This window comes from Polaromonas aquatica (assembly GCF_042659145.1).
Taxonomy (GTDB): Bacteria; Pseudomonadota; Gammaproteobacteria; order Burkholderiales; family Burkholderiaceae_C; genus Polaromonas; species Polaromonas aquatica.
In genome coordinates, this window is record NZ_JBHSRS010000084.1 from 117959 (window position 1) to 131080 (window position 13122).

Sequence of the window (13122 nt, forward strand, 5' to 3'; positions counted from 1 at the left end):
GGCGGCTATGCGACTTCGTGATTGCCCATGAGCTCCAGCGCACGCACCAGCGCGGAATGGTCCAGGTCCTGCATGCCATTGGCGGCGCAGGCCTGCATCAACTGGGCGGCATTTGCCGTTTGTGGCAAGGCCAGGCCCAGGGTTCTGGCGCCAGCAAGCGCCAGGTTCAAATCCTTCTGGTGCAGGCCAATCCTGAACCCAGGCGCAAAAGTGCGTTTGATCATGCGCTCGCCATGCACTTCCAGGATGCGCGAGGAAGCAAAGCCGCCCATCAGCGCCTGCCGGACCTTGGCCGGATCCGCGCCCGCCTTGCTGGCAAACAGCAAGGCTTCACCCACCGCCGCAATATTCAGGGCCACGATGATCTGGTTGGCGACCTTGCAGGTTTGCCCGTCACCGTTGCCACCCACCAGCGTGATGTTTTTACCCATCAGCTCAAACAGTGGCTTGACAAGTTCAAACGCTGCGTCCGGCCCGCCGACCATGATGGTCAGGCTGGCGGCCTTGGCGCCGACTTCGCCACCCGATACGGGCGCATCCAGGTAGTCGCAACCGAGCTCGTTGATCTTTTGCGCAAACGCCTTGGTATCCATCGGGGAGATGGAGCTCATGTCAACAACCGTCTTTCCTTTGGCATTCACCAGGCCGGACGCAACACCATCATCCCCAAACAGGACTTTCGCCACGTCCGGCGTATCCGGCAGCATCATGAAGATGATGTCGGCCTTCTCGGCCACTTCCCTGGCCGACTTGCAGGCCACGGCCTTGCCCGTCAGCAGTTCAGCCGGCACCTTGCTGCGGGTGGCGAGAAACACCTCGTGACCGGCCTTGACCAAATGTGCGGCCATGGGTGCACCCATGATGCCCAAACCAATAAAACCCAGCTTGCTCATTGAATGATTCCTGAAAAAAATAGTTGATTGAATGGACTGGACTCAGGCACGGTAGCGGTCGTGCAGGGCCTGCGTGGCCGACCTGAACACGCCCAGGTCGCTGCCCACCGCAACAAAGGTGGCGCCCATCTCCATGTAGCGCCGCGCGTCGGCCTCCACCGGCGCCAGGATGCCTGTGGGCTTGCCGCAGGCCCTGGCATCCGCAAACACCGCCGCAATGGCCTTCTGCACGTCCGGATGCCCCGCATTGCCAAGGTGTCCGAGGCCGGCAGCCAGATCGGATGGCCCGACAAAAATGCAATCAACGCCCTCGACGGAGGCAATGGCTTTCGCGGCGGCAACGCCGGTACGGCTTTCGATCTGCACCATCACGCAAATATGGTCGTTGATGGACTTGAAGTAGTCCGGTACCGTACCGTAGCGGTTGCTGCGCTGGGACACCGACACACCGCGCACGCCCTGGGGCGGGTAGCGGGTTCCCCTGACGGCGCGCAAGGCCTCGTCAGCGCTTTCCACAAAAGGCACCAGGAAGTTATAGAACCCGGCGTCGAGCAGGCGTTTGAGCTCCACTTCGTTGTTGCTGGTCGGGCGCACCACAGGCGCGCTCGGGCTGTCCTTGAGCGCCATCAGTTGCGGGATAAAGGTACCCACATCATTGGGCGAATGCTCGCCGTCGAGCAGTATCCAGTCAAAGCCGGCAACCCCCAGGACTTCGGTGGTGATGGCATTGGCCAGCGATGACCAGCAGCCGATCAGGCGCTTGCCTGCAAGCAGGTCACGCTTGAAGGTGTTTGGAAAGGATTGGTAAGGAGTAACTTGTGTCATGGGTGTTTGCTTTTAAGTCTTGAAAAATGAAGCCGGGTCAACGGATTCAGGTAATGGGTGCGGGGTTGAAAAGTACCAGCGCGTTGTGCAGCTTCCAGTGTTCTGCCCAGGTTTTCTTCCGGCCGCTGGCGACTTCGAGCATCAGGTGGAAAAGCTCCCAGCCCACATCGGCGATGCTCGCGTCGCCATCCGCAATGCGCCCTGCGTTGATGTCCATCAGGTCGTGCCAGCGCCTGGCAAGGTCGCTGCGCGTCGCCATCTTGATGACCGGCACCTCCGCCAGTCCATACGGCGTTCCGCGGCCCGTGGTGAAAACATGCAGGTTCATGCCGGCCGCAAGCTGCAGCGTGCCGCAGATGAAATCGCTGGCAGGCGTGGCGGCGTAAATCAGGCCCTTTTGCCTGAGCTTTTCGCCGGGAGAAAGCACGCCCGAGATGGGTGCGCTGCCCGACTTGACGATGGAGCCCATGGCCTTTTCCACAATGTTGGAAAGGCCGCCCTTTTTATTGCCCGGCGTGGTGTTGGCACTGCGGTCCACCCGCCCTTTTTGCAGGTAGGCGTCATACCAGGCCATCTCGCGAATCATGGCTTCGGCGACCTCGGGATTGACGGCCCTTGCGGTCAGCTGGTCAATGCCGTCGCGCACTTCCGTGGTTTCGGAGAACATCACCGTGGCGCCCGCGCGAACCAGCAGGTCGGTTGCAAAACCCACTGCGGGGTTGGCGGTAACACCCGAGAAGGCATCACTGCCGCCGCACTGCACACCCACGACCAGTTCGCTTGCGGGTACGGTTTCACGCCGGCGCGCATCCAGCCGCTCCAGGTGCAACAAGGCCGTCTGCATGATCGAACCAATCATGGACATGAAGCCGACATGGTTTTCGGATTGCAGGCACACCACATCCAGCGCGGCATCTGCATTGACGCCCACGTCCGCCACATTGCGTTCGTCGACGATCTGGATGGTGCCCGGCGGCAGCAGGCGTTCGGGCTGGAGTTTTTCGCAGCCCAGGCTCACCACCATCACTTCACCGCCAAAGTTGGGGTTGAGCGTGATGTTACGCAGGGTACGGATCGGGATGATCGCATCGGGCGCATCAATGGCCACCCCGCAGCCGTAGGTGTGCTCCAGGCCCACCACATCGTCCACGTTGGGGAAACGCGGGAGCAACTCCTGCTTGATGCGCTGCACGGCAAAGTCAACAACACCCGCAACGCACTGCACGGTGGTGGTGATGGCCAGGATGTTGCGTGTGCCGACCGAGCCGTCCGCATTGCGAAAGCCCTCGAAGGTATAGCCTTCCAGCGGCGTCTGGGGCGGCGCCTTGACAGTGGCGATGGGCAGCCCTTGCAGCAGGCGCGCTTCTGGCATGTCAAGCAGGCGCTCATGCACCCAGCTGCCTGCCGGGACATCCTTGTTGGTAACCCCTATGGGCACGTTGTAGCGCCGTACGGCCGTGCCCTTGGGCAGGTCCGCCAGGGCAACCTTATGGCCCTGCGGAACCCTCTCTACCAACACCAGGCCGTTGTCAAACATCACGCCCGGCGCCAGGCCGCCGTCATTGGCGACGATGGCAACGTTGTCCGCATCGTGCATGCGGATAAAAAGCGGTTTGGCGGCGGGGGGGGTCATACAGGCAATCGTCGTAAAGGTGTTCAGGGGAAATCAACGATCTCTATCCAGTTCGGGTTCTTGCCCGCAGGCAAGCGCGACGGTGCGCCGGGCACGCCCGTGGCACCATCGATCGGGTGCAGCGACACGCCATGCGAATCCTGGCCTGCGGCGATCAGGAAACGGCCGCTCGAATCGACCGCAAAACCGCGCGGCGTTTTTTCCGTAGCCGTCTGGCCGACCGTTTGCAGCAGGCCGGTCGCAGCATCAACCTTGAAGGTAGTCAGCGTGCTGGACGTACGTTCCGATCCGTACAGGTATTTTCCGTCAGGCGACAAATGCAGGTCGGCAGCCCACGGCTTACCACTAAAGCCGGCAGGCATTACGGTGGTGCGCTGCAGATGGCGCATCGTGCCCCGGCCGGCGTCATAGGCAAAAACATCGAGACCGCCATCCAGCTCATTCACCAGGTACACATGGGTCTGCGACTGGTCCCAGACAAAATGCCGCGGGCCCGTCTTTGCAGGTGCAACGTTGACAAGCGCCGGATCGTTGGCACTGAGTGTGCCGGTGGCGCCATCAAAACGCCAGCTCGACAGGTTATCCCCTCCCAGGCTGGTGGCAAACACGTAGCGGCCGGCCGGATCCGGGTGGATGGCATGCGCATTGGGTGCCGTCGGTATCAATTGCTGTACGGCGCCCACCGTCCCGTCGCTGCCTATGCTGTTGACCGTGATCTTGTTGCCGCCATAAGACGCCGCAAACAGCCAGCGCCCCGAGGCATCCAGATCGATGTTGGCCATGCTGTCGGCCAGCGCTGCCTCGCCGAGCTTTTTCAGCCCACCGGTGGCGCCGTCTATGGCAAAGGTTACAGCGCGAAAAGGCTGCGAGCGCAACGCCACATAGAGGAAACGCTTGTCGCGGCTCACAACCATGGGCATGGCCGTGCCGCCCACCGGCACGGTGGTTACCGGCCTGAGGATGCCGGCAGCGCGGTCCAGCTGGAGCACCGAAATGTCCTGGCTGTCCGCATTGGCCACATAAACCCATGTGGCGGCGCCGGCAGCCGCCGAAACAGCCATCATCCCGGCACCTGCCAGCAGGGTGAAACACTGCCGGATGAAAGTTGCTGTTTGCATGGAAAATCTCCTGGAACAGTCAATTTACTTGGCGGCCATGAACATGCTGGGCAGCCACATGGAGAATGAGGGAATAAACGTCACAAGGGCCAAAGCAAAAATCAGCGCACCGTAAAAAGGCCAGATGGTCCGCATCACGGTGCCCACCGATACACCACCAATCGCGCAACCCACAAACTGTGTCGTACCCACGGGAGGCGTGTTGAGGCCCAGTGCGCAATTGATCAGCAGCACGATGCCGAACTGCACCGAACTCATGCCGTAGTGCTGGGCAATCGGCAGGAAGATCGGCGTGCACAGCAGGATGGTCGCGGCCATGTCCAGGAATGTGCCCAGCACAAACAGGATGATGTTGATCAGCAGGAAAATAACCCAGGGCGTGCTGGTCACCTGGGACAGCATCTGCCCCGTCAGTTCAGCCACACCGTAGAGGCTGATCAGGTAACCAAAGGTGCTGGATATGCCGATCAGCAGCAGGATGACACCGGTCGTCTTGACGGCCTTGCTGGCAGCCTTGATGAAATGCTCCCACTTGAGCGTGCGGTACACAAAAATAGTCAAGGCAAGCGCATAAAGCACTGCCACGGCAGCAGACTCCGTCGCCGTGAAGACACCCGAGAGAATGCCGCCCAGGATCAGGATCACGACAAACAGGCCCGGCAAGGCCGCCGCAAACGAGCGCCCCACAATGGCCCAGCCCGGAAAACTCCCTGCCGGATAACCGCGCTTGACGGCCACCAGGTAAGCCGCAGCCAGGTTGCAGATCGTCAGGATGGCCGCGGGCACCAGGGCCGCCAGTATCAATGCCGCGATGGACACCTTGCCACCCGCTGCCAGCGAATAAATGATCAGGTTGTGGCTGGTCGGCATCAGGGCGCCCACAAGCGCCGCGTGGGTCGTCACGTTGACCGCATAGTCGGCGTGGTAGCCCTCTTTTTTCATCATGGGGATCATCACGGCGCCCATGGCGGACACATCGGCCACCGGTGAACCCGAAACACCGCCAAACAGCGTGCAGGCCACCACGTTGGACATGCCAAGGCCACCGCGCACATGGCCCACCAGGTTGCGCGCCAGGTTGACAATGCGGTCGGCGATGCCGCCGTACAGCATCAGCTCACCGGCGAAGATAAAAAACGGAATGGCCAGGAACGAAAAGATCCCCATGCCCGAGGTCATCTGCTGGAAACCGACGGCCAGCGGCAGTCCTTCGTATGCCAGCGTCGCCAGGGCGGACAGGCCGATTGAAAACGCCACGGGCACGCCCAGCAACAGGAACAGCGTGAAGGAAATGCAAAGAATAAGTAATGGAATGGTCATGATGGATGCTTAGCCCCAGGCAGGTTCGACTTCGCGGCCTTGGGCAAGCGCGATGATGTGTTCAATGCAGAACATCACAATAAGGACGCCGGCCACCGTGGCGGGCACATAACGCCACCCTTCTGAAATCCAGAGGGTAGGCAGGCGGTAGCTCCAGACCGACTCGGCCAGCAGGGCGCAATTCCAGGCCATGGCCATGCCGAACAGCATGACCAGCACGTGGATCAGGTACTCCATCTTGAGCCGCAACCAGTCGGGTGCGAGCACCAGCAGGGACTCGAGCCCGATATGGCCCGCATCACGAACACCAACGGCAACGCCAAACATGGTCACGTAGATCACCAGCAGCAATGCAAGGCTTTCAGCCCAGGTTGGCGTGTTGTTCAGCACATAGCGGCCAAACACCTGCCAGCTCACGGCGCAGATCACGGCGACGAGCCCGGCAATGCCCAGCCACATGCAAGTCCTGGCGAGCTTGCGGCAAATTCTTGTGTATATAGACATGGATGGTCCGGGCGCAGACGGCACCGGCCTTGAAAACTTGTGGGCGGCAGCAGTTGCCGCGAAACGCGCCAGCCAGCCCCAGGGCCGGCCGGCGCAGGGCTCTCAAATTACTTCGTGTCCTGAACGCGCTTGACAAGGCTCTTCAGGGTGGCGTCGGTGATGAACTTGTCATACACGGGCTTCATCGCGGCCTGGAACGGCACCTTGTCGACCTCAATGATTTCAGTTCCACCTGCCTTGACGGTCGCCAGCGACTTGACTTCACGCTCGGCCCACTGCTTGCGCATGTAAGGCACCGACTCCTTTGCCGCCTGGCGAATCCAGCCCTGTTCGTTGGCCGGCAGGGTGTCCCAGACCTTTTTGGAGAACAGCAGCATTTCAGGCGCCATCGAGTGCTCCGTCTTTGTGTAGAACTTGGCGACTTCAAACAGGCGTGCGCTTTCGTACGTAGGGTAGTTGTTTTCAGCAGCGTCGATCACGCCGGTTTTCAGGCCTGTGTAAACCTCGCCCATGGCCATGGGGGTGGCATTTGCGCCCATGGCTTCAAGCATGGAAACCCAGAGGTCGGATTGCTGGACGCGTACTTTCACGCCTTTCATGTCGGCAAAACTGCGGATGGCTTTTTTTCCGGTGAACATGGAGCGTGCGCCGCTGTCGTAATAAGCCAGGCCCACAAAGCCCTGCTTCTCGCAGGATTTGAGGATTTCCTCGCCGATGGGGCCGTCCAGCACCTTGTGCAGGTGATCGACCGAGCGGAACAGGAAAGGCATGGTCGGCACTTGCGTTTCAGCGCAAATGTTGTTCATGGGCGCGATGTTGACGCGCACCATGGAGAGCGCACCGATTTTGGTCTGCTCGATCGTGTCTTTTTCCTGGCCCAGCGAACTGTTGTTGAACACCTTGATGGAGTGCTTGCCGCCGGATAGCGCTTTCAGGCGCTCGCTCATGAACTTGACCGCCGTCACGGTCGGATAGTCATCCGGGTGAATGTCGGCAGAACGGAACTCGGTGGCAAAGCTTGCCAGCGGCGTGAACGCCAGGGCTACGGTCACGGCAAACAGTGTTTTTTTAATCTTCTTCATGTCATCCTCTAGGGTTGGTGGTTGGAAACTTCTGGATTTTTTTAATACAGGCACGCGGCCTCGGCCAGTCCGCACACGCCGGGGCGCAATGCGAACAGGCCGCCGGCCAGCGGCTGGTCAGATAAATCGATGCCCCCCGGGCGAATCGATGTCACGAACAGGGTGTCAAGCCCGGCACCGCCAAAGACGCACATGGCTGGTTTTTTGACCGGCACGGCCAATGACCGGTCCAGCTTGCCTTGCGGCGTAAAACGGTGGACCAGGCCGGCATCGTTGCCACAAATCCAGTAGCAGCCGTCTGCGTCCACGGCCGCACCGTCGGGCCTGCCGGGCAACAGGTTCATGTCAACAAACACCCGGCGCCTGGAGGGCGTGCCGGTTTGCGTGTCGTAGTCATAGGCCCAGACCATCTGCACCGAAGGATGCGAGTCCGAGAGGTACATGGTCCGGCCGTCCGGGCTGAAGGCCATGCCGTTGGGCGTAATGAAGCCATCCAGCAGCCGCGTCAACCCGCTATTTTTTTGATAGCTGTACACGCAACCGGTACGTGCACCTGCGGCCATATTCATCAACATGGTTCCGGCCAGGAAGCGCCCCTGCCGGTCACACCGGCCATCGTTAAAGCGCATGCCATCCTGCGCATGGCTCACGGCAGCGAGCAACTGGCAGTCCAGCGTTCCATCGGCCTGGGGTTTCAGGGAGAAGACGCCTGTTTCCATGCCCGCAATCCAGTTGCCGGGCTGGGCAGCGGGTGCCATGCAGGCCAGCATCTCCGGCGCCTCCCAGCTGCGCGTCTGCGCAGTAGCAGCGTCCCAGCGCCACAACTTTCGAGCAGGAATGTCCGTCCAGTACAACGCCTGCTCAGGCCCGCTCCATACGGGACTCTCCCCCGTCGCATTGCGTGCATCCAGGATCAGCTCGGCTTGGACAGACATCGCCGGTTTCGCCATCAGTTGCCGAAGGGTCCGGCTTTGACAAAACCGCCGCCCTGGTAAATCGCCGCCGGGTCGGTCAAATCGGGCTGGCCCGTTCTTGCATAGACAGCATCGCGAAACACATCGGAGCTGTCTTGCGGCACATAGCCGATATGGCGGGCCCGGCTGTTGTCCCACCAGGTCACGGCGTTGTCGGACATGCCGAAAATAATGCTGTGGCCCAGCGCCGGCGTTGTCAGGCATGCCGTGATCAGCCGGTGCAGGTCGTCAAAGCTCAACCAGGTGGCGAGCATGCGGCGGTCTTTCGGCTCAGCGAAAGAAGAGCCTATGCGTACGCATGCAGTCTCTATGCCATAACGATCAAAGTAAAAACGCGACAGGTCTTCACCGAAGGCCTTGGAGATGCCGTACAGGCCGTCCGGTCGGGCGGGATGGTCCGCCGTGATGGTTTCATCCTGCCGGTAAAAACCCGTCACATGGTTGGAGCTCGCAAATACGACACGCTTGACGCCGTTTTTCCGGGCGGCCTCGTAGAGGTTGTAAACACCCACAATATTTGCCTGCAGGATGGGCGTGAACGGCCCCTCCACCGAAATGCCGCCCAGGTGAACGATGGCATCGACGCCCTTGACCATGGCATCGACGGCCTCGGCATCCGCCAGGTCGGCCAACACCACCTCCTCTCCAGCGGCTGCGGCACCGAAGTCCTGGCGGTCCGACAGGCGCAACACCGCACAATTGGCTTTCAGGCGTTCCCGCAAAGCCTTGCCCAAGCCCCCGGCAGCACCGGTCAGCAACAGTTTTTCGTGAACCTTGATCGTCATTTTGAATTTGACCCCACAGCGTTTTGCAAACGCTGGACTTTTTTATGAAGTTTGCTAAAGTCAACCCATCGCACTTAAGTCATAGGTTGTCTGATGACTTGGGATTCTCAGATTCTGAAATTAGCTTGTCAACGATTTTTTAATGGAATCAAGGAAAACCCCTAGCCCGTTCGAGACCGGCCCAAGCCCGACCCCGCCGGACAAATTGCCACGCACCCGCCGGCCGCGTGGCCTGGTCAGCGAAATCGTGGAAAGCCTGGCCGCCAGCATCCGCGAGGGGCGGCTGCACCCCGGTGAAAAGCTGCCCACCGAAGCGGAAATCATGGCCAGGTTCGACGTCAGCCGTACCGTGGTGCGGGAGGCCCTGTCCAAACTGCAGGCCTCCAGCCTGGTTGAAACCCGGCACGGCATCGGCACCTTTGTGCTGGCCCCGCAGGATTCGGGAAACTTCAAAATCACCGCCGAAGACTTCGCGACGGTAGCGGACGTTATCTCGGTGCTCGAGCTGCGCATCAGCCTCGAAACCGAAGCTGCAGGGCTGGCGGCCGCAAGGCGAACGCCGGAAAACCTGCTGGCCATGGAAACGGCCCTGCAGGCCTTCCAGGACTCCATAGACATTGATTCCGATGCGGTTCCACCGGACTTCCAGTTCCACATGGAAGTCGCCCGCTCTACGGGCAACCGGCACTTCGCGGACCTGATGACCTACCTGGGCACCATGATCATCCCGCGCACGCGGGTCAACACCACGCAGAACGCGCCGGAGGGCCGCCTGAACTACCTGCAGCGTGTCAACGGCGAGCACGAAAGCATCTACAACGCGATCCGCAACCAGGACGCCGAGGCTGCGCGCGCCGCCATGCGGACCCACCTGTCCAACAGCCGGGAACGTTTGCGCAAAGGCAAAAACGCACACACCATGCAGCCCGAGGCAAACCAGAATGGCGGCCTGCCCGAGGCCTGAGCGGGAACACAAATAGTTGCACAACGCATGGCCAAGTTGTACGATGACCGATGAATAATTTATCGAATCCCACATCTACCGGCCATGACAACAGCTCCCGCCAGGGTCACCCCAAGTGCCTCGCCAGGCCTTTCGCCTGTGCCACAAACGCCCCGCCCCGTACCCCGCATGCTTCGCTGAAAAACCGGCGATAGCCATTCGCGGGCTGTCTGCGCGCGCATGGAACATGCATGGCCTTAGATAAAAAAAGACCCGGGTAACCGCAAGACACGACAAAACCACAACAGGAGACCACATGAAACGACGTTCACTGATCCACTCAGCACTCGCCTCGGCCATGACTGGCGCCATTGCACTACCCGCCTGGGCGCAGGACAAATGGCCCTCCAAACCCATTACCTACATCGTGCCCTTCCCGGCCGGCGGCACCACGGACATCCTGGGGCGGCTCATAGGACAAAAGCTGGGGACCGCGCTGGGCACCACCATCGTGGTCGACAACAAGGGCGGCGCAGGCGGCAGTGTCGGCTCCGAAGTCGCATCGCGCGCGCCTGCCGATGGCTATACCCTGCTGGGCGGCACCATCAGCTCGCACGCCATCAACGTCAGCCTGTACCCCAAGCTGGGCTACGACCCGGTCAAGTCATTTGCGCCAGTGGCACTGATCGGCTCCAACCCGGTGGTACTGGTCGTCGGGCAAAACAGCCCCTACAAAACCCTGCAGGACGTGCTGGCTGCGGCGAGGGCAAAACCCAAAACCATTTCATCAGCCTCGGCCGGCAGCGGTACCTCCCAGCACCTGGCACTGGAACTGCTGGGCTTCAAGTCCGGCACCCAGTTCATCCACGTCCCCTACAAAGGCAGCGGTCCGGCCATCCAGGACGTGATTGGCGGCCAGGTAGACATGATGTTTGACACCACCGTGGTGGCCGGCCCCCACATCCAGAGCGGCAAGGTGCGCGCCCTCGCCGTGACTTCGGCCAAGCGCCTGGAGTCGCTGCCCAACGTACCGACCGTGGCCGAATCCGGCGTGCCGGGTTTTGAGGTGGTGTCCTGGCAGGCCATTTTTGTACCCGCAGGCACACCCAAACCCGTCATCGACCGGCTGCACACCGAAGTCACCAAAATCCTGCAACTGCCCGAGATGCAGGATCGCCTCAAGGTTCTGGGCATGCAGCCCTCGGGCATGACGACGGACCAGGTGTCCGCCTTCCAGAAGGCCGAGGTCGAGAAATGGGCCCAGGTCATCAAGGCCGCCAACGTCAAGCTGGAATAGGCCCGCCCGGCGCCGTCACCCCCTTGAAGCAGGGGGGTGGGGCATGCCCCATCAGGGTTTTCCAACATGTTTCAGGCTGCCGGTGCACACGCAGCGGGCGTGGGCAGCTATAAAACTCGTAGCAGCCTGAATTTTGCGTTATATTTGGTGCCAAGCTTTGCGCTTACCGGCGAACCGTGACTAAACTGTGACCAAAATCTGACCTGAGGAGATCCCCTGATGAGTGCCAAAGAAAATGCAGCTGTAGGCCAGTTGCTTGAACTGCTGGAATCACGCTACGCACTGCGTGTGATGTGGGCCCTGAAAGACGGTCACCCGCAAACCTTCCGCCTGTTGCAGGACAGCATTGGCAGCATCACTCCGAACACACTCAACACCCGTATCAAGGAATTGCGCGCCTCAGGCCTGCTCACCCATGGCACCGACGGCTACACCGTCACCAGCCTGGGCGGCGACCTGCTCAAGCGCCTGAATGACCTGCAGGCCTTTGCCGGCAAATGGGCAGCCAGCCAGATCAAGAAAAAGTAATCCCGGCTGCCTAAAAAAAAAGCGACCCTGATGGTCGCTTTTTTTATGCGCTATCAGCTGTCAGACCGCCGTCTCCAGCAACTCCACCGGGTTGCCGAATTTTTCAGCTGCAGCCCGCACCGCAGGATCACGCAAGGCCGTCAGGAAGCCGCCTTCAATCAGCGATTTGCCTTCAACCGTCACGCTGCTGTCCAGCGTGACCAGGTCCATGTGCACGGGCGGCTCTTCCCATTGCGGCATGGTGCGCAGGATATAGTCGCTCGGTTTTGCCAGGTCTATGCCAAAGTGCAGCGCACCCGGAGCGTTGGAGCCGGCCGGGTAAATCGTGTGGCGCGGCGCCTTGGGGTTAAAGCCACAGCCCAGCTCGATCAGACGTCCGCCGACCAGCATCTCACGCAGGATGACGGCATCAGGGGACTCGCCCGTCACCTCCACAATCGTGTCGCTTTCAAAGCGGCAGCCAATCTTTTCGGCAAACGGCGCCGCGAAACCGACCGCCCACTGCGGGTACAGGGTGCCCGACATCGTAACCGGCGCATTCGCATCGTTGCGGTGTGCGGTGCGGTCCCACAGGTTGGGGCCGTGCGTGGGCAGGTAATGCACATAACAACCCGGCTCGTCGGCAAACATCTTGCCGCGCCAGCGGTTGTGCGCCAGCAGCAACTCGCGCATTTCGGCGGTGTATTCAATTGAATAGTCACTGCCGCGCACGTCCGAGAACTTCACCGTGAAGTCCTGGCCCGCCGGGTAACGCAAGGCCGTGGCGCGGATGATCTCGCCCACCAGTTCGGCAGGAAAACGCGCCTGCGGCGTGTGCAGCAAATCCAGGTCTCGGAAATAGGTGATCTTGACCCAGCGCTGGCCGGCCGCGCGCCGTGCAATAAAAAACGGGTCAAAAATCGAGCAGAACCAGGTCGACACCACAAAGTCGGCCTCGGCAACCAGTGCCTTGGCGGCTTGCGGCACCTCGGTCATCTGGCTGGTGGTTTCCATGTACTGGCGCACCGTCGCGCCGCGCGCGCGCGCCAGGCCCATGACGGCATCGGCCACGCGGGTGTCCAGCAGGGGGTCGGTCAGAAGCAGCACCTTGTCGCCCTGCCTGAAGGCAAAGGTGCGCTGGAAGTTTTCCAGTGCGGCAAAGTAGTTTTTGGTCTGCGTGACGGCCGGGTTCAGGGCCTGGGGCAGGCCGACCAATGTATCCATGTTGTTCATGCCTGGTC

General features: G+C 60.9%; 13 protein-coding genes. 3 read left to right on the forward strand and 10 right to left on the reverse strand.

Annotation, left to right across the window (positions count from 1 at the left end):
• Nucleotides 1–5 precede the first annotated feature (5 nt).
• The 9 genes from glxR to ACFQND_RS21820 form a co-directional block, all read right to left on the reverse strand.
• Complete coding sequence (gene glxR / locus ACFQND_RS21780) at nt 6–893, reverse strand: 2-hydroxy-3-oxopropionate reductase (RefSeq protein WP_371439638.1); 888 nt, start codon at nt 891–893, stop codon at nt 6–8.
• Nucleotides 894–935: 42 nt separating this feature from the next.
• The gene (gene garL / locus ACFQND_RS21785; RefSeq protein WP_371439639.1) at nt 936–1718 is read right to left on the reverse strand and encodes a 2-dehydro-3-deoxyglucarate aldolase; all 783 of its coding nucleotides are present in this window, start codon (nt 1716–1718) and stop codon (nt 936–938) included.
• Between the two features lie 46 nt (nt 1719–1764).
• Entirely contained in the window at nt 1765–3351 is a 1587-nt protein-coding gene (gene garD, locus ACFQND_RS21790) for a galactarate dehydratase (protein ID WP_371439640.1), read from the reverse strand.
• Nucleotides 3352–3374: 23 nt separating this feature from the next.
• Nucleotides 3375–4415 (reverse strand): lactonase family protein, encoded by a 1041-nt coding sequence (locus tag ACFQND_RS21795; RefSeq protein ID WP_371440075.1) that lies wholly within the window; start codon nt 4413–4415, stop codon nt 3375–3377.
• Between the two features lie 78 nt (nt 4416–4493).
• A complete protein-coding gene (locus tag ACFQND_RS21800; protein WP_371439641.1) occupies nt 4494–5789 on the reverse strand; it encodes a TRAP transporter large permease in 1296 nt (431 codons plus the stop codon).
• A gap of 9 nt (nt 5790–5798) precedes the next feature.
• Nucleotides 5799–6287 carry a TRAP transporter small permease gene (locus ACFQND_RS21805; RefSeq protein WP_371440076.1) on the reverse strand — a complete coding sequence of 163 codons (489 nt, stop codon included), beginning with the start codon at nt 6285–6287 and terminating at the stop codon, nt 5799–5801.
• Between the two features lie 113 nt (nt 6288–6400).
• On the reverse strand, nt 6401–7375 hold the full coding sequence (locus ACFQND_RS21810; RefSeq protein WP_371439642.1) for a TRAP transporter substrate-binding protein: 975 nt from the start codon (nt 7373–7375) through the stop codon (nt 6401–6403).
• A gap of 41 nt (nt 7376–7416) precedes the next feature.
• Nucleotides 7417–8310, reverse strand: coding sequence for an SMP-30/gluconolactonase/LRE family protein (locus ACFQND_RS21815; RefSeq protein ID WP_371439643.1), 894 nt, complete (start codon nt 8308–8310; stop codon nt 7417–7419).
• 14 nt (nt 8311–8324) lie between these two features.
• Nucleotides 8325–9134 carry an NAD-dependent epimerase/dehydratase family protein gene (locus ACFQND_RS21820; protein WP_371439644.1) on the reverse strand — a complete coding sequence of 270 codons (810 nt, stop codon included), beginning with the start codon at nt 9132–9134 and terminating at the stop codon, nt 8325–8327.
• A 142-nt stretch (nt 9135–9276) separates the two neighbouring features.
• Between ACFQND_RS21820 and ACFQND_RS21825 the strand changes: the two genes are divergently transcribed.
• From ACFQND_RS21825 to ACFQND_RS21835, 3 genes are all read left to right on the forward strand, one after another.
• Complete coding sequence (locus ACFQND_RS21825) at nt 9277–10098, forward strand: FadR/GntR family transcriptional regulator (protein WP_371439645.1); 822 nt, start codon at nt 9277–9279, stop codon at nt 10096–10098.
• A gap of 295 nt (nt 10099–10393) precedes the next feature.
• Nucleotides 10394–11374, forward strand: coding sequence for a Bug family tripartite tricarboxylate transporter substrate binding protein (locus ACFQND_RS21830; protein WP_371439646.1), 981 nt, complete (start codon nt 10394–10396; stop codon nt 11372–11374).
• 219 nt (nt 11375–11593) lie between these two features.
• Entirely contained in the window at nt 11594–11902 is a 309-nt protein-coding gene (locus tag ACFQND_RS21835; RefSeq protein WP_371439647.1) for a winged helix-turn-helix transcriptional regulator, read from the forward strand.
• Between the two features lie 60 nt (nt 11903–11962).
• Here the strand turns inward: ACFQND_RS21835 and ACFQND_RS21840 are convergent, their stop codons facing one another.
• Nucleotides 11963–13114: a hypothetical protein gene (locus ACFQND_RS21840; RefSeq protein WP_371439648.1), complete on the reverse strand. Its 1152-nt coding sequence runs from the start codon at nt 13112–13114 to the stop codon at nt 11963–11965.
• Nucleotides 13115–13122: the final 8 nt, after the last annotated feature.

Excerpts from the sequence above, each read along its gene's own strand:
- garL (WP_371439639.1), bottom strand. The coding sequence starts at position 1,718 with ATGACACAAGTTACTCCTTACCAATCCTTTCCAAACACCTTCAAGCGT.
- ACFQND_RS21830 (WP_371439646.1), top strand. The coding sequence starts at position 10,394 with ATGAAACGACGTTCACTGATCCACTCAGCACTCGCCTCGGCCATGACT.
- ACFQND_RS21810 (WP_371439642.1), bottom strand. The coding sequence starts at position 7,375 with ATGAAGAAGATTAAAAAAACACTGTTTGCCGTGACCGTAGCCCTGGCG.
- ACFQND_RS21825 (WP_371439645.1), top strand. The coding sequence starts at position 9,277 with ATGGAATCAAGGAAAACCCCTAGCCCGTTCGAGACCGGCCCAAGCCCG.
- ACFQND_RS21815 (WP_371439643.1), bottom strand. The coding sequence starts at position 8,310 with ATGTCTGTCCAAGCCGAGCTGATCCTGGATGCACGCAATGCGACGGGG.
- ACFQND_RS21800 (WP_371439641.1), bottom strand. The coding sequence starts at position 5,789 with ATGACCATTCCATTACTTATTCTTTGCATTTCCTTCACGCTGTTCCTG.
- ACFQND_RS21835 (WP_371439647.1), top strand. The coding sequence starts at position 11,594 with ATGAGTGCCAAAGAAAATGCAGCTGTAGGCCAGTTGCTTGAACTGCTG.
- ACFQND_RS21795 (WP_371440075.1), bottom strand. The coding sequence starts at position 4,415 with ATGATGGCTGTTTCGGCGGCTGCCGGCGCCGCCACATGGGTTTATGTG.
- glxR (WP_371439638.1), bottom strand. The coding sequence starts at position 893 with ATGAGCAAGCTGGGTTTTATTGGTTTGGGCATCATGGGTGCACCCATG.
- ACFQND_RS21820 (WP_371439644.1), bottom strand. The coding sequence starts at position 9,134 with ATGACGATCAAGGTTCACGAAAAACTGTTGCTGACCGGTGCTGCCGGG.
- ACFQND_RS21840 (WP_371439648.1), bottom strand. The coding sequence starts at position 13,114 with ATGAACAACATGGATACATTGGTCGGCCTGCCCCAGGCCCTGAACCCG.
- garD (WP_371439640.1), bottom strand. The coding sequence starts at position 3,351 with ATGACCCCCCCCGCCGCCAAACCGCTTTTTATCCGCATGCACGATGCG.